We start from the raw sequence: 26,624 nt of genomic DNA, 5'->3' as shown, positions 1-26,624 counted from the left end.
TAACACGTGCCAATACAATAATCCAAACTATTCTTATTTCTAAATAATGTTTGTTTTACAATTATCAGATGAATACTTAAAATACTTGTGGCAAGGATATTGTACAGACCTTTTTTTAAAAAACTTATATGAAACAATACATTCAATCTTGTTTACTGCTGATTCACTTATTAGCGACTTCATGTATAAAAGATGAAGAACTAGACACTAATGCAGATATATTAGAAGCTTACATACCAAGTGAGTTCCTAAAGACTGATCCAATAATCACAAATACTTCAATCGAATTTAGAGTTAAAGCAAATGTAGATCTAGAGAAGCAAACTCCCTTTTTCATCATTTCGCCTAATGCTACAATGGATCCTCCAAATGGTACAACGCAAAACTTTACAAATAGTAAAGAAGTAGTGATAACAGCTCAAGATCACAGATGGAAAAAAACGTATACTGTAAGTTTCACTAGTGATGAGCTTAGTACATTATATACATTCAACAACGCCGAATTAGTAGATAAGAACAGATACTACAAATTCTTTGAAATAGGCTCGAATGGGGACAAAATATATGATTGGGACAGTGGTAATCAAGGATACGCAACTGTAGCAGGTAAAACTCCTCCAGAAGGCTATCCTACAACAATAACTCCTGGGAGAAGAGGAGGATTAGCTGTCAAGATGCAAACAGTATATACAGCAGATTTTGCCGCGGCTACGGGGAACCCCATTGCTGCAGGAAACTTATTCTTAGGTCAGTTCAAGCTAAATATGTTAAACACATTAAAGTCTACTCGTTTCGGGCTCCCATACACTGGTGAACTACCAACAAGTCTACGTGGTGTCTTTAAATACGAGGCAGGTAAAGTGGTAACTGACAAAAACTATAATGAGGTTGTCGGAGCAAAAGATTCATTTGATATCTATGCTATCCTATTTGAGTCCCGAAAAAAGGATAATTTCCAGTATGGAGATCACAACTTTAAAGATCCTAGAAATATTGCAATAGCGCGTATAGATGAAAAAGACAGAAAAGAAACTACACTGTGGACAGAGTTCAATGTACCTTTTAAATTACTCCCTGGTAAAACCTATGATAAGACGAAAGATTATGTCTTAGCCATTGTAATGACCTCTAGTATAGACGGAGCAGATTTTAAAGGAGCAGTAGGTAGTACGTTATTAGTTGATGAAATAGAATTAGTATATGAACAAGATAATAAAAACTAAGATGAGTAACCTAAATAGATATATATCTTGCATTGCTATACTGATAAGTGTAAGCCTAGTAGCCCAAGAAAATGATTCCATAGGATTTAAAACATTCTTTAAGGATAATATGGAATATCAATTGAGAGGTCAGTTTAGCATTGGTGGTGCTACTCCATTAGGAATGCCTGCACAAATACGAGAAATAAATAGCTATAACCCTACGCTACAACTAGGATTAGAACTAAATGTAACTAAATGGTTTACAGATGAACATAAGTGGGGAGTCCGAACTGGATTACGCATGGAAGGAAGGGGAATGAAAACTGATGCACGTGTAAAAAATTACTATACACAGATAGATGGAGGAGACGGTAAACAAACAAAAGGATACTTCACTGGAAATGTAAAAACAACTATGAAAAATTCATATATTACGTTTCCTATATTAGCCATCTATAATATCTCAAGTAATTGGAATACTTATGGTGGTTTATATTTTTCGGGTTTAATTGATAAAGATTTTACTGGATATGTATATGATGGAATATTAAGGGAAGGAACACCAATAGGAACTCCTGTCGAATTTGAAGGAGATTCAAAAGGAGATTATGATTTTTCCAACGACTTAAACAGATTTCAGTATGGAATACAGTTAGGAGGAGAATATAAACTAAATACACACTTTCGGTTATTCACAGATCTTAACTGGGGGTTGAATGGGGTATTTAAAAATAACTTTGATGCAATCTCTTTTAAAATGTATAATATCTACGCTAACATAGGCTTTGGATATACCTTCTAACGTTAAATATATACTAAACTCACAAGGGCAATCGGATTGATTGCCCTTTTTTATTTCAATGCCATTTAACATAACAGCAAAGTGTACGCCTGTTTTTATTCAAATGAGCAAGAAAATCAGTTCTAAAAAACAAAAAAGGTTGATTATACAACCTGCTGTTTACGGTACTGTCACAATCTTAACGCTTCTATAAGGAAACGCCCATTTAGAGTATAATCAGTACCTTTGTAGATTACTTTATTGACTTATATGTTAAGTCAATATTAAGTTTAAACCTAAACATAAATAACAAAACACGAAACTCCATGAAAATAAATTACTTATTTTTCACCCTACTGACAATGATAGGGATAACCTTCTCGTCTTGTATCAAAGATGAGGCGATCGGTAGAGAAACAGATATTACAGAGGCGACTATAGAAGGAGCTAAAGAATATCTATCTATGACTCCAACTATAACAAATAACAAAGTGTTCTTCCTTTTACATTCAGATATCAAGAAAAGAACATTTGCACCAACTTTTCAATTAACAGAAGGAGCGACAATAGAACCAGCTAACGGAACTACTCAAGATTTCTCTAATGGTGCTGTAAAATATACTATTACATCAAGTGATGGTCTTTTTAAGAAAGTTTATAATGTTAGTTTTATCAATAATACTTTTATCAGTGCGTACAGCTTTGAAAATGTAAAGACTGAAATTACAGATGGACCAGAAGGAATCTATCACGAATTCTATGAAAAATTGCCTACAGGAGAAGAAAAATACGATTGGGCAAGTGGGAACCTAGGTTACAATATGTTAGCAGAAACATTACTAGAGGATGGTCAAGAGCTATCACCTGAAGTTTATCCTACTTTTTCTATCACTAATGGTTACCAAGGAAAAGGGGTAAAAATGGTGACTCGAAGTACTGGTGGATTAGGAGAGTTAATGAAGACTCCTCTTGCAGCAGGAAACCTATATTTAGGAGTATTTGATTTTACTTTCCCTCCAATAAATTCCACTAAATTTGGTATCCCTTATGGACAAAAACTTAATATGCCGTTATCTCTAACTGGATATTATAAATATAAGGCAGGTGATAATTTTAAAGTTAATAGTACAGATGGATCCAACTATACTAAAGACGGATGGGATGCTTATGCTATTATCTTTGAAAAAGGCAGTGATTCTAGCAAAGAGTATTTAGGTGGAAACCACAGTTTCCAAGATCCAAGAATGGTAGCTATGGCACGATTAAGTGATAAACAAAGATTAGAAGCAAATGATTGGACAAGCTTCGAAATACCATTTATAGTATTACCAGGCAAAACTTTTGATCCAGAAAACAACTATATGATAACAATCGTATTTTCATCAAGCGTTGAGGGAGATAGGTTTAATGGAGCTGTAGGAAGTGCACTTTACATTGATGAGGTGAAACTTAACTATGACAAATAATAAGCATTCTCTAAACTAAAATTAAACATACAATGAAAAAAATCATATATAGTATTGTATTATCTATAGGTGCAATTATAACAACAAATGCTCAAGAAAAACAGACAAATACAATAGAAACAACACAAGAAACAAATGAGTTCAAAGAGTTTTTTACACAAAATATGGATTACCAAGTAAGAGCTCATTTCAGTATTGGAGGTTCTGCTCCTTTAGGATTGCCTAAAGAGATAAGAAAAATCAATAGTTATAACCCAGGATTACAATTAGGCTTAGAAGCCAATGCTACAAAATGGTTAACTGATGATAAACAATGGGGAGTTCGCTTAGGTCTGCGTTTTGAAGGAAAAGGAATGACAACCAAAGCAAATGTAAAAGAATATTTAACTGAGATTATACAGGATAATTCTAAAGTAAGAGGTTACTTCACTGGAGATGTTAAAACTAAAGTAAAAAACACTTATCTAACTGTTCCTGTTAATGTTGTTTACAAAATCAATGACAATTGGAATATCTACGGAGGTTTATATTTCTCAGCTTTAATTGACAAAACATTTGATGGATATGTTACGAATGGGTATTTAAGACAAAATACTCCTAACGGGCCTAAACTAACATTTGAGGACGACAGTAGTGCTCCTTATGACTTCTCTAAAGAAGTACGCAAATTCCAATGGGGTACACAAGTAGGAGCTGAATGGAAGCTAAACAACAATTTCTTCTTATTAGGAGAGTTAACATACGGATTTAATGGAGTATTAAATAGTGATTTTGACGCTATCTCATTCTCTATGCACAATATATACTTAAACCTAGGGTTCGGATACCAATTCTAAGTTAGTATCTTAAACCCAGATTCCGCATTAGCCAAATACTACAAAGTAATTCTACTTCATATCTCTTTCATTAGTTCTTAAACCATACTATAGTATGCTTTACTCACTAATTCAGACCTATTTTGTATAATTACTTTGTTTATATGTCTATCGCGGAATCTGAGTTAAAACACAAATAAAAAGGCTTGTAGATATACTCTACAAGCCTTTTTATTTCTATATAGTCAATGAAATCTATTTCACTAATACTTCTTTTGCTACTTTATCTGTACCATCTATTTCTTCTGTAATCTCTAAACCTAATATCTTAGCTATAACAGGATATACATCTATATTCTCAAATGTACCTATTGTTTTTCCTGACTGGAACTGTGGACCCTTAGCTAAAAATATAGCATGCATCTCCTTAACCGAATTTGGATCAAAACCGTGACTCCCTGCTAATTTTCTGTTAGTAAAATAGTATGGAGCTTCAGCAGTCACAACGATATCACCAATTCTTCCAAATCGATCGTGCTCTTTACTAAAATTAAACTCTTTAGGTAAGTCCTCTGTCTTATATACTTTCATATATTTAGGATTGCTCGCCTTCTTGATCTTCTTATAGTATTTATTTATCTCTTTTTTATCATTAATGAATGCACTGATATAAGTTCCGTTACTAGCCAACTTCATCTCATCTCCTTTTAGCTTTAATGGAAAACTCAATAGTGTATTTTGATCTAAAGTAAGCATTCCATGATCTGAAACAATTACATAATTAACAGGTAAATTCAACTTATCTACAGCCGACACTAACTTCTCTATTGATTGGTCAGCATAATGTACTGCCTCCTCTGTTTCCTTAGCATCAGGTCCAAAACTATGTCCTGCATGGTCAACTTCTGGTAAATAGAATGTAATAAAGTGTGGTCTCTTTTCTTCTGGTAATGTCAACCAATTCACCACTTCATTAATACGTCCATCCATATCAAACTTCTCAGAGTAAGCATAATAATACGATGGTAAAGTTCCCTTAATAGGGGCTTCTGATCCTGGCCAATAATAACATGCACTCAACATTCCTTGTTGTTCTGCTAATACCCATAAAGGAGTACCACCATACCATGCTGGATCATGCACAGCCTTGTAGTTCCTTAATGAATATCTCTCTTCAATCTTTGGGTCATATATATTATTACCAACTAACCCATGGTGTGAAGGATACAATCCTGTAGCTATAGTATAGTGATTAGGAAAAGTTACAGAAGGATAAGAAGGCTGCATAGATTCAGCTCTCACACCTTCTCTTCCAAGCTTCTCTAAAAACTTGGTTCCATATTTCTCGATATAGTCATATCTAAAACCATCTATTGAAATCAAGATAACATAGGGCTTATCAAACTGTTTAGTGTCATTAACTCTATTCTCAATCACTAATTGCTTCTGTATATCTTGAGCAATCAACATATTGGGCATTGTTAGACACAATCCTATAGTTAATAGGGGAAATAGTAATTTCTTCATGTTGTTTGTTTTTGTTGACCAAATATCCGTAGATAAATTTATCCTTACAAAGGAATTGATTATTTTTATAACTATTTTAAAATTTACTTCTCTAAATATGAAACATATAAGCATACTAGGCAGCGGGTGGTTAGGTACACCATTAGCTGAAAATCTAATAAAAAAAGGATATCAAGTCAAAGGATCCACTACTACTCTTGCAAAAATGAATATACTAGAGGAACACCTTATCAAACCTTATCACATTAACCTATATGAGGATAACATTCAATTTCTAGACCCTTTTATTGGTAATGCAGATCTATTGATAATCACCATTCCTCCTATAAGAGGAGAAGTACATCCAACTTACTCTGACAACTTTAAAAAGCTTATTCCATACATACATAAACACAACATAAAGAATGTTATCATGATGAGTTCTGTGTCTGTTTATGCTCCACAAAAAGAAGAAATAATAGAAGAAAACAATATTTTTTCCAATGAGTCTACAGCGATCCAAATCAGAGAAGCAGAAGATGTCTTACTAAATGAAGCAAATATAAATACTTGTATTTTGCGATTAGGCGGTTTGTTCAGTGAGGACAGAAAGCCTGTTGATTATATCGTCAGAAAAGAATTATTAGACAACCCTGAACTACCTATCAACATGATTCATCTAGATGATATCATTGCGTTTTCTAGTGCTATCATAGAACAAGGTTTTACAGGTAATACTATCTATAATATAGTGTCTCCAAAGTATAAGAATAGATTTGATTATTACAATCAAGAAGCGAATAAACATGGGTTGACTCTACCTCCCTTAGGTGATAACAACAGTGCATTTTATAAAAAAATTAACGGAAATAAGATTACCGAAGCGGCTAAGTTATCATACAAATTTTAGGCAAAATAAAGCTAATACTCTAAATAAGTGTCAATGTTAATCACACATAGGTAACAGAATTGTAAGATAATTTCTAATGAGATAAAAATAAATACTCATCATTTTTTTTACTACCTTGTATGCTAGATGAAAGCACCATATTATGAAAAAGATATTATTCCCTACAGACTATTCAGAGACTGCTAATAACGCATTTAAATATGCCTTACAATTAGCTGATTATAGAGATTCTGAACTATATGTATTACATGTATACGATCCACCTGTAATTTCAGGAGGTATTAGTCCACATTTAGTTGAAAATGTTCTTAGAAAAACTTCTTTCGAGAAATTAGAGCAACTACACGCAAATAGTCCTAAGCTTATTGATATGAGAAAGGAACTAAATCTAGAACATGTAGAAGTTCTATTTAAAGTAAAGGAAGGACTGTTAGTTCCAGAAATACTTCATGCAATCGAAGAGAATGAAATTGATTTCTTAGTAATGGGTACTGATGGTGCCAATTCTAGTTTTCACAAGAAAATACTAGGTTCTAATACAATTAATACAATATCTAAAGTAGATATACCTGTGTTAAGTGTTCCGAAGGAAGCTCACTTTAGAGAACTAAAGAATATCATCTTTACCTCTAGATTCGAATTAGAAGAAGAAGCTACTTTAGATGATATTATTAAAGGTGCAGAAAAGAACGGTGCTCAAGTAAAATTAGTTCACGTAAAACAAAAAGGATGTACTTCTTGTGAAGAGGTGTATACAAAATGGAAGGAAAAATACAAAGATGCTCCTTTAAGTTTTCATTTATTTAATGCCGAAAATATAGAAAAAACTTTACTAGATTTCATAGAACATGAACCTGTAGATATGGTAGCAACCATTAAACGAAATAAGACTTTCATAGAAAACATTATTTCTAAAAGTATAACACAGCACTTAGCTAAACACTTAAAAGTTCCTTTTTTTGTGTATAAATCTAAAAAATAAAAAGAATAGGCTATCTCGTGAGATAGCCTATTCTTTTATTCTAAATCTTCTTTGATTTCCTCTTCTACTATGATCTCTTTAGGAGTTCTTTCTTCTCCAAGTAAATATCCCCAAGGTCTTAAACTTTCAACTCTATCACAAACTATCTTTATAATTGCTAAAGTAGGTATAGCGAGTAACATACCAGAGATTCCCCAAGCCATTTCTCCAAGAATAAGCCCAATAATTACAACTAAAGAATTTACTTTAACTTTAGATCCAACAATCTTTGGCATGACTATATTACCATCAATTGCATGAATAATAACAAAAGCAAGTAATACAAAAGCAACTTTAGCTCCTGTCGCAGTTGCAAAAGTAATTAACATCGTAACTATTAAAGCAATAAGAATACCTACATACGGCAACACATTAAGTATACCTGTTATAACAGCTAACATTAAAGAATATTTAATATCAAGAATAGCAAATGCTACTAAAGCAAGTGTACTAACAATAATCATCTGTAATAATAACCCCACAAGATACTTCTTAACCATGTGTTGAATAGCATTTACTGTATCTAATACCTTAATTCTATGCTGATCTGGAAATAACATCATGATAAATCGCACTAAATGTCCTCTATAAATTAGTAGAAATACTGAATACAAAAAGGTAAATACTATAAACATTAGCAATGTAGAAATGGAACTCATAGCCGCTCCTAAAATATCTGTTCCTGTCTTTAGAGAGTTAGATGCTGCTGATTCTATATAATTCATCTGATGTTCCTTTGCGATACCAAATTTAGTATACACCCATTCTTGTACAACGCCTACACTGTCCATCAGCTGGTTCTGAAAAGCTGGCCATTCATCTTCTAAATGTGTTAATTGCATCCCTATTAAAAACAATACTCCAACTAAAACAGAAAGAGCTATTAACACTACTATAATAGATGAAACTCCTCTAGAGAATTTAAACTTATTCTCTAAAAACTGACTAAAGGGAACTAGCAAAGAGGCTACCAATAGCCCTAAAAACAAGGGAACAAAAATATTCTCTAACAATATGGCTATATAACTAAACACCACAATACTCAAGAGTACACAAGTTATCTTTAGATATAAAGGATAATTTATAAACTTATTCATACTATTTTTTTATATAAAAATACTCATTTACAACTTCACTCGACTGCTATTTAAATAAAAAAGAGCTCTTAGGAGCTCTTTTAATCAGTTTTTATAAACTCATCTCTGGTATATCTCCCTCGATGATCAAAGTTACTTCTGTTGCTTTTATAATGTCTTCTACTGTAACCCCAGGTGCACGTTCTAAAAGTTTAATACCTTTATCTATTACTTCCATCACTGCTAACTCAGTTACTATCTTTTTAACGCACTTAACTCCTGTTAGTGGTAAACTACACTGTTTTAATATCTTTGATTCACCTGCTTTATTTACATGCATCATTGCTACAATAATGTTTTCTGCAGATGCAACTAAGTCCATAGCTCCTCCCATTCCCTTGACCATCTTACCTGGTATCTTCCAGTTAGCTATATCACCATGTTCTGACACTTCCATAGCTCCTAGAATAGTTAAATCTACATGTTGTCCACGTATCATACCAAAACTAGTAGCAGAGTCAAAGAAAGAAGCCCCTGGTAAACTTGTGATCGTTTGCTTTCCAGCATTTATCAAATCAGGATCTTCCTCTCCTTCGAATGGGAAAGGTCCCATTCCTAAAATACCATTCTCACTCTGAAACTCCACATTCATACCTTCAGGAACGTAATTAGCAACTAATGTTGGGATACCTATACCTAAATTCACATAGAAGCCATCTTTAACTTCCATCGCTATACGCTTTGCAATTCCTACTTTATCTAACATAATTTAAGTTTAAAATGGTGATTAATTCTTAGTGCGAACTGTGCGTTGCTCAATTCGCTTCTCATACTTCTCTCCTTGGAATATACGTTTGACAAATATTCCAGGTATGTGAATCTCATTAGGATCTAGCTGTCCTGCTGGCACTAGTTCTTCTACTTCTGCTATAGTCACCTTAGCCGCTCCAGCCATACATGCATTAAAATTACGCGCTGTACCCTTAAATATCAAGTTCCCTGCTTCATCACCTTTCCATGCTTTAACAATGGCAAAATCAGCTTCAAATGCCAATTCTAATATATGCGGTTTACCATGGAATTCTCTCACTTCTTTTCCTTCTGCTACTTCTGTACCATACCCTGCTGGTGTATAAAAACCTGGTATCCCCATCTGTGCTGCTCTACACTTCTCTGCTAATGTTCCTTGCGGTGTAAGTTCTACATCAAGCTCTCCCGATAACATCTGGCGTTCAAACTCTGCGTTCTCTCCTACATAAGATGATATCATCTTCTTAATTTGGCGCTTTTGCAACAATAATCCCAATCCGAAATTATCTACACCAGCATTGTTAGAAATACAAGTTAACCCCGTCACATTCATATCGACTAATTCTGCTATACTATTTTCAGGTATACCACATAACCCAAATCCTCCTAGCATGATAGTCATATCATTTTTTATATCTGCCAATGCCTCTTTTACATTAGCTACTTTTTTATTTATCATAATTCTTTGGTTTAGTAATATGTTTCTAAAAATACAAAAAAAAACGCCTTTAAAAAAAGGCGTTTTATATATCATCATTAAAAATCAAATTCTTCTGTATCTAATGCTCCTTCAGTGACATCATCTGTCTCTGGTTGCACTATCCTAGTACAGTCTACTCTGATAGATAAATGCTCTGGTATCGGGAATCCTCCTTTAGAAATACTCAGTCCCTTATCAGCATAACACTTATTCATAAAGATACCCCAAATAGGGAGTGCTAACGTAGCTCCTTGTCCATAAGTCATAGATCTAAAATGAGCTGCTCTATCGTCATTTCCTACCCATATACCTGTAGCTAAGTTAGGTACCATACCGATAAACCATCCATCACTGTTATTCTGACTCGTACCCGTCTTACCTGCAATAGGGTTAGTGAATTTATAAGGGTGACCAGTCACACGCTTATATCCTGCTCCTTGCCAAGTAGTACGTAATCTAACACCAGACCCAGATTCAGTAACCCCTTCTAATAACTTAATGATAGCGTAAGCTACATCCTTACTCACTACATCCTTAGTCTCTGGAACAGCATTAAATAATACAACTCCATTCTTATCCGCTATTCTTGTTATAAAAGTCGGTTTGACATAGATACCTTGGTTAGCAAAGGTACTGTATGCAGCCACCATATCACTTACTGTAATATCTACAGCTCCTAATGCAATAGCAGGACTCTGTGGTACATCTGCTGATATACCTAAATCTCTACACATATCCACTACTGCCTTAGGCCCTACCTTATCCATTAACTTAGCTGTAATCGTATTAACAGATCCTGCCAATGCTTGCTTAAGTGTCATGATACCTCTATAAGAACGGTTAGAGTTCTGTGGACTCCAATCTTTAGAAATTCCATATCTACCTTTAGGCATAGTGAATGGTGAATCAATAATAGAATCACAAGGTGAATAATGTAGTTGCTCTATAGCTGTCGCATAAACGAAAGGCTTGAAAGTAGATCCAACTTGTCTTGCTCCTTGTCCAACGTGATCATACTGGAAGTGCTTGTAGTTAATTCCTCCAACCCAAGCTTTGATATGTCCCGTTTGTGGCTCCATAGCCATCATACCTGCTTGTAAGAAGTGTTTATAGTAACGTATAGAGTCCTTAGGTGTCATAATAGTATCTCTATCTCCTTTCCAACTAAATATACGCATCTCTGTCTTCACATCGAATGACTTGATAATATCTTTCTCAGACTTCCCTTGTTCACTCATCTGTCTCCATCTCTCAGAAGTCTTCATCGCACGCATCATAATATTATCAACCTCTCCTTGGTTAATCTTATAGAATGGTGCCATTTTATTATTCTTTTGATCGATAAAGAACTCTTCCTGTAGATTAGCGATGTGAGCTTCTACAGCCTCTTCTCCATACTTCTGCATACGAGAGTCTATAGATACATATATTTTCAATCCATCGCGATAGATATCATAGGTAGACCCATCCTTCTTAGGATTCTCTTTCACCCAACGACGCATATAATCACGTAAGTACTCACGGAAATATGTTGCTATCCCCTCTCTGTGGCTTTCAGGAGTAAAATGTAGTGCTAATGGTTTCTTTTGTAACTTCTCACTTTCCTCTTGTGTAATATGTCCATTACGAGCCATTTGGTGTAATACTACATTACGTCTCTTCTCAACTAACTCTGGACGACGAACAGGATTAAAATAAGCAGGGTTCTGTAACATCCCAACGAACATTGCTGCTTCATCTATAGTTAAATCTTTTGGTTCTTTACCCATATAAATACGAGTAGCAGAACGAATACCAACTGCGTTATTAACGAAGTCAGCTTTATTTAAATACATTGTTAGAATCTCTTCTTTTGTGTATTGTCTTTCTAATTTAACAGCTATAACCCATTCTTTTGCTTTCTGTGTAATACGCTTTGGTAAGCTCCTAGATCCCTCACCGTGAAATAATAGTTTAGCTAACTGTTGTGTAATAGTACTCGCACCTCCACTACTACCAACCGAAGTAATCGCACGTAACGTACCACGTGCATCTATACCTGAATGCTCTTTAAAGCGTTCATCTTCTGTAGAAATAAGGGCATTAACTAAATAATCTGGTAAATCTTCATATTTAATCGGTACACGGTTCTCTAAATAAAACTTCCCTATCGTTTTTCCATCTGATGAAATAATCTCTGTGGCTACATTACTTGCAGGGTTTTCTAAATCATCAAATGTTGGCATCTGACCAAAAACTCCCCAAGAAGCACATAGGAAAAAGAAAATAACTGCTGCGACAAAACCAAGGAAACCTAACCAAAATATTTTTAAATAATTCTTCGGCCCTTTAACTCCTTGTTTCTTTGTTTCTTTGTTGTTGTTTGAACTCATAAAGCGTTTAATACTTCTAAAATCTTTTTTATTGTTTCTCTATACGAAATCCCACTTCTGAAACTCCCTTTAAAGAATTAACTCCTTCTACCTCTCCCAATTCTCTTACCACTTGTTCTACAGAGAACTTATAGCTACCTGCTTCAGGAAAAACATAACCTTCCTTCAACTCTAATTTACTCTCTTTTACATCCGAAAAACTATTACCTAATAATGTACCATCTGGTTTTGCCATCTGAAACTGTAAAGTATCTATTAGAATATCAGAATTAGGTTGATGTATCTTAAAAATAACAAATAAGTTACTATAAGGATAACTCTTATTAACTCTTAAATTCATAAAAAGATTATGACGTTGAACAGTGTCTTGCACGTCATATACGAACGTCTTTACATCCTTCTTATCCCATGTCCCAGTAGTTTCCTGATATTGATCAAATAACATTTTGCTATCTTCTTGGCAAGATGAAATTGAAAATATAATAAAACTAAGTACAATTAGATAACGACTAATTCTCTGTATTAGCATTGTCACTATTATTACTATTATCTTTCTTAAAATTCTTATTCCTATTTGGGCGCTTTTTGTGATGTTTTGCTTTAGGAGTATCTCCTCCTTCAGCAATTCCATCTACTGTCTTTGTCCCCTCTTTTTGTCCACCTTTATTCTCTCTAGGTGCTTTATTTTCTCTAGGCCCTTTAGTCCCCTTATTTTCTCTAGGTTCTCTTTGAGTTTTGTTTTCTCTAGGTTCGCTATTCTCTCCTTGAGTCCCCCCTTTATACTCTTTACGTACATTCTTAGATTCACCAATAGAAGTCTGCTTCACTGCAGTATCATTCCCTTCTGGAGTTCCTTCTTGTCTGTTTTTATTGCGATTACGTACTTGTTGTCTATTCTGAGTATCTCGTTCACCAGGTTTACCTTGTCGCGATTTGTTCTCATTATTAACAGGACGTTCTTTTCTCACTACAGGTGCCTGAGGATCTTGACCTCCTTTTATAGGAGCCTCTTTTTTCTTATTTCGAGTAGGTTTTTTCTTGCGTTTAGGTTGATCGAATCGAGTTACACTATCTTGCTCAGACGCATTGTTAAAATCAATATCATCCGATTCTATTTCAAGCATATAACTTTCTAAGTCCTCCCCTTTTTGATCTTTTTTATTCAATGCAAGAATTTCTTTCACCATCTCTGTTGACAACACATACCAGTTCGCAGAGTTGTTAATATAAGCAAACCACATCTGCCCTTTAAAGATATCTATCTTCTGACATATCGCTAATCCTTTTACAGTCATTAATTTTGTATCCGAATCAGGCATATCCTTTAATGCCTCTAGATAAGTATCTAATTCAAAGTTCAAACAACACTTCAGCTTACCACATTGACCTGCTAACTTCTGTGGATTTAATGAAAGTTGTTGATAACGAGCAGCAGAAGTATTCACACTTCTAAAATCTGTTAACCAGGTAGAACAACATAATTCGCGTCCACATGAGCCAATTCCTCCTAAACGAGCAGCCTCCTGACGGAAACCTACCTGCTTCATCTCGATACGGATGCTAAACTCACGTGCAAAGTCTTTAATCAATTGTCTAAAATCAACACGCTCACTTGCTGTATAATAAAAAGTTGCTTTAGAAGCATCACCTTGAAACTCTACATCCGAAATCTTCATCTCCAGCTTTAAAGCAATAGCCATCTCACGTGCTTTAACTTTAACTTTTTCCTCTCTATTACGAGCTTCTTGCCAGATATCTATATCTTTTTGAGTCGCTTTGCGATATATCTTTAAAACCTCCCCATTTGGATCAGCTTTTTTCTTCTTCATCTGCACCTTCACTAGTTCTCCCACTAATGATACGATACCGATATCATGTCCTGGAGAAGACTCCGTAGCCACAATATCTCCCATCGAGATACTAATCTCTTTTGGGTATCGATAAAAATCTTTTCTACCGTTCTTAAAACGAACCTCTACTATATCATATATCTCAGTGCCAGTAGGATAAACCATATTTGACAACCAATCGAAAACTGCTAATTTATTACAGCCATCTGTACCGCACGTTCCTTTATTCTGGCATCCCTTCGGAAGCCCACTACTATCTTTATCTGTTGAACAATTTGTACAAGCCATCTATTTATTTTTATATATTGAATCCCGTTTGGGAATTATCGCATTTATTTACTCGCTGTAAAGATACTATTTTTACATCTCTCTTAAATAATTTTTTATTACACAAGATTTTCACAACCTATTTTCTCTAAATATCTTATTTAAAATAGACTACACAGCATACCACTACCATGTACTAAATCGTAATTTGACAATATTTACACTGTTTATTTCAATCTATTTGACCTTGTATTTTACAAGATATAAAAATAAATGCAACCAAACATACCTGCCTATCACTAAATACTATTTTTTCATAATAACCAAAATGAAACACAATCTCTCTTGCTACCAAGTGCGGATTCATTGTCCTATCTATGAGATATACTAGCCATAGAGGCTGTTTTCAGCAAGAAATGTTCAACGCATACCTCTCTCATTCCTCAGACCTAGATATAGGGAGCAAATTATAAATCAAATATAGGTTGCCTTTATTTTCGTAATTTTGAACCATCAAATATCAATTCAATTATGACATCATATAAAACGATAGGAATATTAGGTGCTATACCACAAGAGGTAAATGGAATAATCTCGCAGCTAAAAGATAAAACTGAACAAAAGATAGGCAACCGTACTTACTATGAAGGTTACATCAACAACCAAAAAGTAGTGGTAGTCTACTCGCGTATTGGAAAAGTAGCTGCAGCTGCAACAGTAGCAACTCTTATTTTAGAGTTTAAGGTAGATAGTATAGCCTTTATAGGAGTAGCAGGAGCAATACACCCTAATGTAAAAGTAGGTGATGTAGTAGTAGCAAAGAATTTGGTACAATATGATATGGATGCTTCACCTTTAAGACCTAAATTCGAAATACCTCTATTAGGCAAAACATACTTTGATACAGATGATCAATGGTCAAAAGAGACGCTTAACCACATAGAGTTGATGTTCGGGTTAGAGAATTTACACCAACTAATCAGTGTATCTGAGTTGGCCAAATTTAATATCACCACGCCTAAACTGCACTATGGAACTATAGCAAGTGGAGATCAATTCTTTTCAACATCTGAACAAAAGAATAACCTACAAGTACAATTGCCAGAAGTATTATGTGTAGAAATGGAAGGTGCAGCAGTAGCACAGGTGTGTTATGAATTTGACATTCCATTTATCGTTATCCGTACAATCTCAGATAACGCTAACGAAGAAGCAAGCTTTAGCTTTCAATCTTTTGTAGAAGAAGTATCTTTAGTCTATGGACAGGAGATCATAGATAAGATGTTTTAAATACATAAATTTTTACTAGATATAAATCCCTATTTTCGAACTTTCAACATCTATCCAACACTTCTCCAAAATTACTCTACATAGAGCGCCTTTTGTTGAAGAGCTATTGAAGAGGTTTTGTGACAGTGTTGAACAAGCGAATAACTAGTAATTAAAAACTTTTTTCTGTAATTTAATTTGACTTAACAGCATAAAAAAAGCTCGGCGATGCCGAGCTTTTTAATTTTTATAGTAATAAATCTAATTACTTGATAAACTTAATATCATCAATGTTGATTCTAAGTCTATTTTTTGAGCTTCTTGTAAAAGAAACATTTTGTATTTTAATTGATACTTTATCCGTTGCTTTTGCAGTAATATCAAAAGAAACAAGAGCTAACTCTTCTTTCTTACCAATTTTTTTACCACTAGATTTCCAAGTTTTTCCTCCATCTATTGAATAGAATAATTCTACAGCATACTCTTTATCTGCATCAGTAGATTCATTGAACTTAGTTCCTCCAAATTTAAATTCTACTTTTTTCAATCCTGTAACAACAAACTTAGATTCAATGAAAGCTTCAGCTTTATCATTTCCTCTAAATCTTACAGATTGTTTTCCAGAAGACTTTAAATCACTTACATCTGAAAACACACCCCCATCAGAGAAAGCCCATTTACCAATTGCAAAATCTAACTCTTTAACGTCATAGCTACCAGCTCTATCTTCTTTAGTAAATTCTTTTTCAAAATCTTCTGAAAGTGTTTTAGCTTCAGGTAGGTCTCCAGTAGGAACTTCAGGATCAGTACCTCCATCTTTACCTCCAACAACTCTAAACTCATCTACTAATATATCATATTCCCCACCTGTACCAACTTTAAAAGCAAAGAATTTACCTTTAGCAGAAGTATTATACTTAATGCCTTTAAGATTTAAGGTAACTTTAATCCAACGTCCTCTAGTATTAATAGAACCATTATAATTATTCAAATACTTATTATTCGCATCAATAACAGCTTTATCTAGAGTAATATCATCTGCTCCAACAATTCCAAGGTTAAAAGCTGTATCATACTTAGAACCATCCTCGTTATAAAGGTTAATCGAAATTGATTTACCTCCAGTAGCTTTACCTTTTAATAAGAAAGTAATTGATTCTGCATCTGCTGGTACTTTATTATCAATAACTGTAAACACGAAATCATTTGCAGCTGGTTTTCCTTTTATAGCTAATGCATCTGTACTTTCCCATCCTTGACCTTTTGCTTCTTTTGCGTAGTCTTTTAACTTGACTCCTTGATATTCATCAAGAGTTCCCATAAAAGCATTAAAATCTTTAAAATCTCCACCTAACCAAGCTAACACTCCTGTCAGTTTGATTTCATGTTGTGGAAGTGTCTCTTCAGTTTCTCCTTCAAATGCAGGTTTATCTAAAGCCATGTCTTCCATCGTTCTTGGATAGAACTGAAGCGTTTTGTTATATTCACTTACAATACCAGTGATAGTACCACTCTTATCTGAAGCAATTTGGTCTTTAAATCCGTTAGAATATTTACCAGTTCTAACAACTAAAGAATTACCTTTTTTATCAACCATTTTTCTTAAGGTATACCCTTGAGCATCATTACCAGGATCTTTTTCATCATAGTATGTTTTACCCACGACAGCTCTATCAAACTGTACCTCGCTAATTCTGATTAATTTTCCGTAAAGAGTTTTATCTGTTTTTAGTTGCTCTAAAGTAACAACATTAATATACTTATTAAAGTCATCCCCTGTCTTAACCACACAAGATCTATATAGAGAGTTTCTCAATTTAGTACCTGTAACAACATCTGGATATTTATTACCTGTACCTGATGTGTAAATACCTCCACCAATAGTAATCATTCCAAAACTATTTTGGATATAAGTACCATTAAGTTTCATAAATACTTTAGATCCTACAGGGTATAAAGCAAAACCTCCTTTAATATCTACTTTTAAAGTAACAGGAGTTTGTGTATTTTCATCAACAATATATAACTGTTGGTAGAAGTTACCTGATTTATCACTAGATACAACTATACCTGATATCGTTTCATCTTTAGTATAAAGATTTACATCTTTACCTTCTTTTATCGTAGAATATAGATTATCAATAGTTTGATTAACAGCAATATTTGGTTCATCACAATTAATTGGAGGAACAGAAAAGTCGTCATTCTTAGCACATCCTGTAAGGATAAGTCCAGCGAATGAAAAATATAATAATGATTTAAATAATGTTTTCATCTTAAATAGGATTTAGAAGTTGTAATAAACGTTCACAAAGAAATTACGGCCATACGCATACCAGTATTTATTGGCAAAAGTGTTTGTTCCACTTTGAGTATTTAAACTCTCACGTTGATAGTTTGCATTTCTTGCTTGTTCGAATCCACCTGTTTTATAGTGCTTATTAAACACGTTATTTACACTAGCGAAGAAACCGATAATATTTCTATTTGGCATTCTCCAAGATTTACCTCCTGTAATATTTAGAACAGTGAAGTCTGGTAATTGTTCTTGTTTTAATACAGATCTCAATTTATCTTCTGTTAAATCAGCGAAAGGCTGTCCAGTAGAAGGATCCGTCACGAAGTTCTCAGTTCTTCTAAGCGCAGAGATATTAGTATATGCTCTATCCATATAGTTAATATTCGCACCAACCCACCAGTAAGCAGGAGCTCTATATTCTAAACCTAGAGAAAGAGCTGTTTGCGGTCCATTAGCTACTCTATAATCTTTCATGTATGATGTCCCGTAATCAAATGTTTTTGCTACGTTATCAGAATTCAGACGCAATGTAGGATTATTAGTATAAATAGACTGACCGATTGTTGCAGCAGCAGTAGCTTTTAATGTTTGTGTTAATTGATATTCAGCACCAATCTCTACACCCATATTACGCTTATTTACTCCTGTTAAAATTTCTGATACAAAAGCACCTCCAGTACTAGATAAGAAATCTCCATTCTCATCAACAATACCAATACCATCAGCATAGTAGAAGTTTACTTGAGTACTATTCTTGATTTCAGATAAATATCCTGAAACACGAGCTTTTAACTTTGGTGTTCTAACAATATAACTACCATCTACACTAAAAATATCTTCATTAGTAAGATCTTTCGTTACTAAGTTGTTTACTCTAGCATTAGAAAAAGTGTTTCTAATAGATGGTGCTTGATTATAATAAGCAGCATTCACTCCGAACGCATGACGTCCTGTTAAGTGATAAACTACTCCTCCTTTAAAACCATAATTATTAAAATCAACTAAACCACTTTTACCATAAGAATTTTCAGAATATACAGCATTTCTATACTTTCCATCTCTCTCATAAGATGTATAACCTATTTTTTGTGCTATATAGAAATCAAATTTATCGTAATCAAAGTTAAATTGAGTAAATACATCTATTACGTTAGAGTCAACAGTGTAGTTATATCCAAATTTATCTCCTGTAGTAATAACGCGATTAGGATTATTCAAATCACTATCTTGTTTACCTAACTTTTGATAAGTATCGATATCTAAATAATATTGTCCTCCTAATAAGTCTGTTGCTTTTTTGTAATTGCTAGAATGCACACGTCTATAATTAATACCTGCATCTAAAGTTACGTGATCAGATAAAACCGATTTGAAGTTAGTATTGAATGACAATGTTTGATCATCTTGTCTATCTTCATATAATAATGTTTTACTAAAACCATCATTAGCTTGATTAATAGTATAGATATTGTCCCAATTGATTTGACCATACTCTTGAAACTCTCTGCCTACATTATTAGCTTGATTTAAAGCTGAGATAGTAGCATTTTTAAAATCACTATCGTTTGGTAAATTATTGAACTCATCTTGACTCATAGACCAGTATTTTGGATCTATTTTATTCAAGTGAAAACTTGGCATATTTTTGTAGTAAGTAGGGTCAGGGTTTAGCCCATCTATATATCCTAAACGACTATTTGCAATGTGTCCAAATTGGTAAGACGCTGTAGTTGTCAGTGTATTTAATTCATCTATCTTCCAATAGTGTGTTAATTGGAAGATTGGTTCAGAAACATCTTTATAACGAGAGTTTCTCTTGTCTCCATTCTGCCATCCCCAATATGAATTGTATTTAAAGTCTTTTAAACTAGCTTGCTCGTCAGTAATAGGAGAGTTTTTCCCTCTCTTATTTTGAGCATAAATAGCTGTAAAGTTTAAACTGTGATTATCATTGAATTTCTTTTCAACAGCTGCAAATAATGATAAAGCATCATAATCTGTACCATCCCAGTATCCTTCTTTTGCTCCTCTATAAGAAGCAGATAGAGCGAATGCCCATCCGTTTTTATTTAAACCAGAAGAATAAATTGCATAAGGTCTCCAAGTATAGTTCGTGTTAGAAGCTGAGAAACCTGCTTTAGCACCCTTTCTGATTTGAGATGCTCTTGTAGAGATGTTTTGAGTACCTAAGATACCCCCGAAGTTAAAATCAGATGGTGTAGATCCTGATGAAAAAACTTGATTACGCGTTGCGTCATTAAGTCCTCCCCAGTTCCCCCATTGTGGGCGACCATCATTAACCTTGTTCATTACAACACCGTTGATCAGTGTTTTACCATATTCATTATCAAGCCCGCGCACTCTAAAGAATGCTGACCCCCAATTATAAGCTGCTGCTTGTTGAAAAGGGTCTTTTGTTGCTTGTAACAAACCTGATGAAGTGTCGTTACTAGAGTTATCATCACTAAGATCATTCTCTGTTAGTGATATAAGCCCTAATTGCTCAATAGAAGCGAAATCCTCATCTATAGAAACTGTTCCAAGATCGATGACTTTATCACCAACCTCTACTGGCAAACGCTTCGTTATATATCCCACATAAGAGATAACAACGTCGTGATTACCAGTTTTAACATTTTCTAAAGTGAAGTTCCCTTCATTGTTTGTTAAAGAGGAAATTGTTGTAGACTGTATTCGCACAGAAACCGAATTAATTGGCATCTGTGTTTTTGCATCTACTACTTTCCCTTTAATTTCCTGAACTCCTTGCGCATAAGATATAACTACCTGTAACACAAAGAACAAACTAAATAAAAGTTTCTTCATAAATTAAAAAAGATTAAAGTGCTATGTTTTAAAAAACCTTAAGGTTATTTCCATCACAAAGGTATGTTATTATAATAATATTAGCTATTTTTGTCATAGAAATAAGACAATTCTTTACTTTAATTTAACCTAGTTATGAACATCAAACTTCAAAAACTATTTTTATTCTTTTTTCTCCTAACTTTAGGAGTACAAGCGCAAGAAAAAAAATACGAAATTCAGACAATTGCATTTTACAACTGTGAAAACTTGTTTGACACAATCAGAGATCCTAAAATCTACGATGAAGAATGGACTCCTAAGGGAGCTCAAGCTTGGACATCAAAAAAGTACCACAAGAAACTACATAACCTAGCGAAAGTTATGTCTCAAATTGGCACAGATGACAACACTAAAATGCCTGCTATCATAGGCGTTGCAGAAGTTGAAAATAGAAGAGTATTAGAAGACTTAATACGCGATCCACAATTAGCTTCTGGCGATTATGGTATTGCTCACTTTGACTCTCCTGATAGAAGGGGGATTGACGTTGGATTACTATACCAAAAGAAACACTTTAAACTAGCTAATGCAACACCACACCCTCTATATATCTACGACATGAATAAAGTCGATAAAAGTACAGGTGAAAAAGGAGCTCGTATCTATACACGTGACCAGTTACTAGTGAGTGGAGAGCTAGATGGTGAAGAAGTTCACTTCATAGTGAATCACTGGCCTTCTAGAGTAGGTGGAGAAAAGAAAAGTAGCCCTCTACGTGAAGCTGCTGCAGCTTTAAACAAGAAGATTATAGATTCATTATATACAATTAACCCAAATGCAAAAGTAATTACTATGGGAGATATGAATGATGGTCCTTATAACAACAGTATGAAAAAAATACTTCAAACTGTAGGTAAAAAAGAAAAACTAAAATCACAAGGCCTTTTTAATCCAATGGAAAAAATGTCTAAAGATGGTTTAGGAACTTTAGCATATCGCGATGCATGGGACGTTTTTGATCAAATGGTAGTTAGCGAACCTTATATGAGGGGAGATTATTCAAGTTGGGGGTTCTGGAAAGCGCGTATTTACAAAAAACCTTTTATGGTACAACCAACTGGACAATACAAAGGTTATCCCTTAAGAAACACCAATGGAGAACCAGGATATAGTGATCACTTTCCTGTGTACATTTACTTAATTAGAGAAATGAAATAATACAACTCATAGAGAAGCCGCTTAAATTGCTTTAAGCGGCTTTTTTATTTTAAATAAAGCATGACACCTCCTAACTAATAGAATCTCCTTTAGACAAAGGTTATTGAGCCATTATGATATAAAAACATAGTGGAATAAGCTAAATAATAAAATAAAGGCTTTTTAAGACAGAAAAGGTGAGCAGACAGTAAAATCAACAACACACCGAAAACAACACCTTAAAAAGACCTACAATCATCTTAAACACACACTTAACATCGCCATCTACAAAATTAAGAATATAAAAAAAGGTCACTCAGTGAGTGACCTTTTTTTAAAATATTTTGTAAGATTAATTGTTTAATGCTTCTGCACCACCAACAATCTCTAAAATTTCATTTGTAATCGCAGCTTGACGAGCCTTATTATAAGTTAATGTCAAGTCGTTTTTAAGTTCCTGTGCGTTATCAGTAGCCTTGTGCATAGCAGTCATACGAGCACCATGTTCAGAAGCAACAGAATCAGCAACAGCTTTTAATAATTGAGTTTTTAAAGATAAAGGAATCAAAGTATTAATGATTTCTTCTTTAGATGGTTCATAAATATAATCAGAACCTACTACATCTCCTCCTTCTACAGGTAACAATGGTAAAAACTGTTCAGTCACTACATCTTGTGTCGCAGCATTTTTAAATTGATTATATACAATCTGAATTGAATCATACTTTTCTTCAACGAAAGCATTCATCATCTGCTCTGCAATAACAGCACAATTTGCAAAATCCACATGATCAAACAAATCACTTCTATTCTCAATTACAGTAAAACTCTTACGTAATATATCGTGACCTTTCTTACCAATAGTCAATAAATCAACATTAACGTCTTTATATTGAGTTGCTTTAAGTGCATTTATTTGCTTAATGATATTAGCATTAAATCCACCACACAAACCTCTGTTTGAAGTGACTACAACTAAAAGAACATTCTTAACCTCTCTAGTCTGAGAATATACTCCAGAATTATCACCTTCTAAAGTTGCGCTAACATTTTGAATCAATTCAGTCAACTTTTCTGAATATGGACGCATTGCCATAATAGTATCAGTAGCTTTTTTTAACTTAGCTGCAGATACCATCTTCATAGCAGATGTAATCTGCATAGTCGATCCGATTGATGAAATCCTATTACGTATTTCCTTAAGGTTTGCCATTGTAATTTATATATAAATTCGCCTACAAGTAGTAGTCTTTCGACCATACTTGTAGACAAACATTATTTCTTAATATTTTGCAGAAATCTCTTTAGCTACTTTTTCAAGAACAGAAGTCTGCTCATCACTGAATTTTCCAGCTTTTAAAGCATTTAATACATCTCTATGACGAGAGTTTAAAGCATCTAAATAATCTTTTTCAAATTCTTTTACCTTGTTAACAGGTACATTTCTTAAAAGGTTTTTAGATCCAGCATAGATAATAGCAACTTGATCTTCCACAGTGTAAGGATCGTTAACAGCTTGTTTTAAGATCTCTACGTTACGTTGTCCTTTAGAGATAACGTTCATTGTAGCAGCATCTAAATCAGAACCAAACTTAGCGAAAGCCTCTAACTCACGGTATTGAGCTTGGTCAAGTTTTAATGTACCAGCTACTTTCTTCATTGATTTAATCTGCGCAGAACCACCAACACGAGATACAGAGATACCTACGTTGATCGCTGGACGTACACCAGAGTTAAATAAGTCAGATTCTAAGAATATCTGTCCATCAGTAATCGAAATTACGTTAGTTGGGATATATGCAGAAACGTCACCAGCTTGAGTTTCGATAATAGGAAGTGCAGTTAATGAACCACCACCTTTAACGAATGGTCTGATAGACTCTGGTAAGTCATTCATATTCTTAGCGATTTCATCATCACCGATAATACGAGCAGCACGCTCTAATAATCTAGAGTGAAGATAGAAAACGTCTCCTGGGTAAGCTTCACGACCTGGTGGACGACGTAAGATTAATGACATCTCACGGTAAGCTACCGCTTGTTTAGATAAATCATCATAGATAATTAATGCAGGACGTCCTGTATCACGGAAATACTCTCCGATAGCAGCACCAGCCATTGCAGAATAAACTTGCATTGGAGCAGGGTCAGAAGCATTAGCAGCTACGATAATAGTATAGTCCATTGCACCTTTATCTTCTAAAGTTTTAGCAATACCTGCTACAGTAGAAGCTTTTTGTCCAATAGCTACATATATACAATATACTGGTTGCCCAGCATCGTAAAATTCTTTTTGATTTAAGATAGTATCGATACAAACAGTTGTTTTACCTGTCTGACGGTCACCAATTACTAACTCACGTTGTCCACGTCCAACTGGAATCATTGCATCTACAGATTTAATACCTGTTTGTAATGGTTCAGTTACTGGTTGACGGTAGATAACCCCAGGAGCTTTACGCTCTAAAGGCATCTCATATAAATCACCTTCGATAGCACCTTTACCATCGATAGGAAGACCCAATGTATTAACAACACGTCCTACCATTTTCTCACCTACTTTAAGTGATGCGATACGACCTGTTCTTTTTACAATAGATCCCTCTTTAACACCAGTAGGAGCTCCTAACAATACAATACCTACGTTATCTTCTACAAGGTTTTGTACCATTGCTTCTAGTCCATTCTCAAATACAACTAACTCTCCGTATTCAGCATTTGTCAACCCGTAAACACGAGCAACACCATCTCCTACTTCAAGTACTGTTCCTACTTCTTCTAAAGAAGCCTCTGAGTTAAATCCAGATAATTGTTTCTTTAAAATCGCTGATATTTCAGCTGGTTTAATTTCCGCCATTTTTATCTATGTTTATACACGAACATTCGTGCGGTGATTTTTTAATTAGTTAATTCTCTTTTTAAAACTTGTAATTGACTCGCTATTGAAGCATTGTACTGTTTATCTCCCATTTTCAAGATAAATCCTCCTAAGATAGAAGCATCTACTATATTTGAAATAACAATCTGTTTTCCAGGAGCTAAACTTTGAACTTTAGATAAAACTTTGCTCTCTAAAGCGGCATCCATTGGGATAGCTGTAGTAACTACAACTTTCTCTCTACCTTTCAAAGTGTCGTATTGCTCTTGGAACTTTAAAGCTATAGATCCTAAGATTTCAAATCTATTATTTGCTTTAAGCACTTTAAACAACTCTTTAGTACTTTGATCAACATTAGCGAATACTTCTACTAAAGCACTTAATTTAATCTCACCAGTGATAGTAGGATTAGTTAAGAATACCTTTAAGTCTTCACTTTGAGAAACTGATTCAGAGATCAAGATCATATCGCTATTAATAGCTTCAGCATTTCCTTTTTCAACAGAAACTTCTAGCATTGCTTTTGCATATCTTGCAGCTGCTCTAGTGCTTATCATAATGATCCTTTTATTAGTTTAATTTAACTTCGTCTAACATCTTCTCAACCAATTTTGCTTGAGCTTCAGTGTTAGCAAGTTGTTCTTTTAATAATTTTTCAGCAATTTCGATAGAAATAGAAGAAACTTGAGTTTTTAACTCAACGATAGCAGCAGCTTTTTCACTAGCGATAGCAGCTTTAGCTTGAGCAATCATTTTCTCACCTACAGCTTCACCTTCAGTTTTAGCATCAGCTAACATCTTCTCTTTAATCTCACGAGCTTCTTTAATTAAAGCATCACGCTCAGTACGAGCTTCTGCTAATAATTTCTCGTTATCAGCTTTTAAATTAGCCATTTCTCTTTTAGCATTTTCAGCAGCTGCTAATGCATCAGCGATTCCCTCTTCACGAGCCTCTAAAGCATTTACAATTGGTTTCCATGCGAATTTCCCTAATATAAATACAATTACCACTAAAATGATAAACTGCCAGAAAAATAATCCAAAACTGAAATCGTTAATTAATTTATCCATTATATAAAATTATACTTTTTAATACCTATGTTGTTTAATTAAGAAGTTTACCTGCAACCAACCGTTGCAGATAAACTTTTTTTACTTTTCTTGGATTAGTTATTTCCTAAGATTAAAGCACCGAATGCTAAACCTTCCAATAACGCACCAATGATAATCATTGCAGTTTGGATTTTTCCAGCAGCTTCTGGTTGACGAGCGATAGCGTCCATTGCAGAAGAACCAATTTTACCTAAACCGTAACCAGCTCCGATTACGATAAGACCTGCACCAATAATAGTTGGGATTGTCATAATGATTGTATATATTAATTAAACAAATTT

General features: G+C 34.1%; 22 protein-coding genes. 8 read left to right on the top strand and 14 right to left on the bottom strand.

Annotated features, from left to right (window positions below):
• Positions 1 to 128 precede the first annotated feature (128 nt).
• The 4 genes from LNQ81_RS06010 to LNQ81_RS05995 all read left to right on the top strand — a co-directional run bounded on the left by LNQ81_RS06010 (position 129) and on the right by LNQ81_RS05995 (position 4,288).
• Positions 129 to 1,223 (top strand): PCMD domain-containing protein, encoded by a 1,095-nt coding sequence (locus tag LNQ81_RS06010; protein WP_229945249.1) that lies wholly within the window; start codon positions 129 to 131, stop codon positions 1,221 to 1,223.
• Between the two features lies 1 nt (position 1,224).
• A complete protein-coding gene (locus LNQ81_RS06005) occupies positions 1,225 to 2,007 on the top strand; it encodes a porin family protein (RefSeq protein WP_229949250.1) in 783 nt (260 codons plus the stop codon).
• 305 nt (positions 2,008 to 2,312) lie between these two features.
• Positions 2,313 to 3,452 carry a PCMD domain-containing protein gene (locus LNQ81_RS06000; RefSeq protein WP_229945248.1) on the top strand — a complete coding sequence of 380 codons (1,140 nt, stop codon included), beginning with the start codon at positions 2,313 to 2,315 and terminating at the stop codon, positions 3,450 to 3,452.
• 32 nt (positions 3,453 to 3,484) lie between these two features.
• Positions 3,485 to 4,288, top strand: a complete 804-nt coding sequence (locus LNQ81_RS05995; protein WP_229945247.1) for a porin family protein — start codon at positions 3,485 to 3,487, stop codon at positions 4,286 to 4,288.
• A gap of 234 nt (positions 4,289 to 4,522) precedes the next feature.
• Here LNQ81_RS05995 and LNQ81_RS05990 read toward each other — a convergent pair whose 3' ends face one another.
• A complete protein-coding gene (locus LNQ81_RS05990) occupies positions 4,523 to 5,794 on the bottom strand; it encodes an alkaline phosphatase family protein (protein WP_229945246.1) in 1,272 nt (423 codons plus the stop codon).
• 97 nt (positions 5,795 to 5,891) lie between these two features.
• On the opposite strand from LNQ81_RS05990, the gene LNQ81_RS05985 reads away from it, so the two are divergent.
• Both LNQ81_RS05985 and LNQ81_RS05980 read left to right on the top strand, forming a co-directional pair.
• Positions 5,892 to 6,683, top strand: coding sequence for an NAD(P)H-binding protein (locus tag LNQ81_RS05985; protein WP_229945245.1), 792 nt, complete (start codon positions 5,892 to 5,894; stop codon positions 6,681 to 6,683).
• 142 nt (positions 6,684 to 6,825) lie between these two features.
• Entirely contained in the window at positions 6,826 to 7,665 is an 840-nt protein-coding gene (locus LNQ81_RS05980; RefSeq protein WP_229945244.1) for a universal stress protein, read from the top strand.
• Positions 7,666 to 7,700: 35 nt separating this feature from the next.
• On the opposite strand, the gene LNQ81_RS05975 is transcribed toward LNQ81_RS05980, so the two are convergent.
• From LNQ81_RS05975 to LNQ81_RS05950, 6 genes are all read right to left on the bottom strand, one after another.
• Positions 7,701 to 8,801 (bottom strand): AI-2E family transporter, encoded by a 1,101-nt coding sequence (locus LNQ81_RS05975; protein ID WP_229945243.1) that lies wholly within the window; start codon positions 8,799 to 8,801, stop codon positions 7,701 to 7,703.
• A gap of 91 nt (positions 8,802 to 8,892) precedes the next feature.
• The gene (locus LNQ81_RS05970) at positions 8,893 to 9,546 is read right to left on the bottom strand and encodes a CoA transferase subunit B (RefSeq protein WP_229945242.1); all 654 of its coding nucleotides are present in this window, start codon (positions 9,544 to 9,546) and stop codon (positions 8,893 to 8,895) included.
• 21 nt (positions 9,547 to 9,567) lie between these two features.
• Positions 9,568 to 10,269, bottom strand: a complete 702-nt coding sequence (locus LNQ81_RS05965) for a CoA transferase subunit A (RefSeq protein WP_229945241.1) — start codon at positions 10,267 to 10,269, stop codon at positions 9,568 to 9,570.
• Positions 10,270 to 10,346: 77 nt separating this feature from the next.
• The gene (locus LNQ81_RS05960) at positions 10,347 to 12,662 is read right to left on the bottom strand and encodes a transglycosylase domain-containing protein (RefSeq protein ID WP_229945240.1); all 2,316 of its coding nucleotides are present in this window, start codon (positions 12,660 to 12,662) and stop codon (positions 10,347 to 10,349) included.
• Positions 12,663 to 12,690: 28 nt separating this feature from the next.
• Positions 12,691 to 13,191 (bottom strand): gliding motility lipoprotein GldH, encoded by a 501-nt coding sequence (locus tag LNQ81_RS05955; protein WP_255669421.1) that lies wholly within the window; start codon positions 13,189 to 13,191, stop codon positions 12,691 to 12,693.
• Positions 13,172 to 14,800, bottom strand: coding sequence for a PSP1 domain-containing protein (locus LNQ81_RS05950; RefSeq protein ID WP_229945238.1), 1,629 nt, complete (start codon positions 14,798 to 14,800; stop codon positions 13,172 to 13,174). The genes LNQ81_RS05955 and LNQ81_RS05950 overlap by 20 nt, the downstream gene beginning before the upstream one ends.
• Positions 14,801 to 15,310: 510 nt before the next feature.
• Here LNQ81_RS05950 and LNQ81_RS05945 point away from each other — a divergent pair.
• A complete protein-coding gene (locus LNQ81_RS05945; RefSeq protein ID WP_229945237.1) occupies positions 15,311 to 16,069 on the top strand; it encodes a 5'-methylthioadenosine/adenosylhomocysteine nucleosidase in 759 nt (252 codons plus the stop codon).
• 244 nt (positions 16,070 to 16,313) lie between these two features.
• Here the strand turns inward: LNQ81_RS05945 and LNQ81_RS05940 are convergent, their stop codons facing one another.
• A complete protein-coding gene (locus LNQ81_RS05940; protein ID WP_229945236.1) occupies positions 16,314 to 18,323 on the bottom strand; it encodes a DUF5689 domain-containing protein in 2,010 nt (669 codons plus the stop codon).
• Between the two features lie 12 nt (positions 18,324 to 18,335).
• Positions 18,336 to 21,173 (bottom strand): TonB-dependent receptor, encoded by a 2,838-nt coding sequence (locus LNQ81_RS05935; RefSeq protein WP_229945235.1) that lies wholly within the window; start codon positions 21,171 to 21,173, stop codon positions 18,336 to 18,338.
• A 135-nt stretch (positions 21,174 to 21,308) separates the two neighbouring features.
• Here LNQ81_RS05935 and LNQ81_RS05930 point away from each other — a divergent pair, with 135 nt between their 5' ends.
• Positions 21,309 to 22,373: an endonuclease/exonuclease/phosphatase family protein gene (locus LNQ81_RS05930; RefSeq protein WP_229945234.1), complete on the top strand. Its 1,065-nt coding sequence runs from the start codon at positions 21,309 to 21,311 to the stop codon at positions 22,371 to 22,373.
• Between the two features lie 331 nt (positions 22,374 to 22,704).
• On the opposite strand, the gene atpG is transcribed toward LNQ81_RS05930, so the two are convergent.
• The 5 genes from atpG to atpE all read right to left on the bottom strand — a co-directional run bounded on the left by atpG (position 22,705) and on the right by atpE (position 26,594).
• Positions 22,705 to 23,565 carry an ATP synthase F1 subunit gamma gene (gene atpG, locus LNQ81_RS05925; RefSeq protein ID WP_229945233.1) on the bottom strand — a complete coding sequence of 287 codons (861 nt, stop codon included), beginning with the start codon at positions 23,563 to 23,565 and terminating at the stop codon, positions 22,705 to 22,707.
• A gap of 69 nt (positions 23,566 to 23,634) precedes the next feature.
• The gene (gene atpA / locus LNQ81_RS05920) at positions 23,635 to 25,209 is read right to left on the bottom strand and encodes a F0F1 ATP synthase subunit alpha (RefSeq protein WP_121964826.1); all 1,575 of its coding nucleotides are present in this window, start codon (positions 25,207 to 25,209) and stop codon (positions 23,635 to 23,637) included.
• A 41-nt stretch (positions 25,210 to 25,250) separates the two neighbouring features.
• Entirely contained in the window at positions 25,251 to 25,787 is a 537-nt protein-coding gene (gene atpH / locus LNQ81_RS05915; RefSeq protein WP_229945232.1) for an ATP synthase F1 subunit delta, read from the bottom strand.
• Positions 25,788 to 25,800: 13 nt separating this feature from the next.
• Positions 25,801 to 26,301: a F0F1 ATP synthase subunit B gene (locus LNQ81_RS05910; protein WP_229945231.1), complete on the bottom strand. Its 501-nt coding sequence runs from the start codon at positions 26,299 to 26,301 to the stop codon at positions 25,801 to 25,803.
• Positions 26,302 to 26,396: 95 nt separating this feature from the next.
• Positions 26,397 to 26,594 carry an ATP synthase F0 subunit C gene (atpE, locus tag LNQ81_RS05905; protein WP_125019777.1) on the bottom strand — a complete coding sequence of 66 codons (198 nt, stop codon included), beginning with the start codon at positions 26,592 to 26,594 and terminating at the stop codon, positions 26,397 to 26,399.
• Positions 26,595 to 26,624 lie beyond the last annotated feature (30 nt).

This window comes from Myroides oncorhynchi (assembly GCF_020905415.1).
Taxonomy (GTDB): domain Bacteria; phylum Bacteroidota; class Bacteroidia; order Flavobacteriales; family Flavobacteriaceae; genus Flavobacterium; species Flavobacterium oncorhynchi_A.
This window is presented reverse-complemented; position numbering and strand designations above follow the sequence as displayed.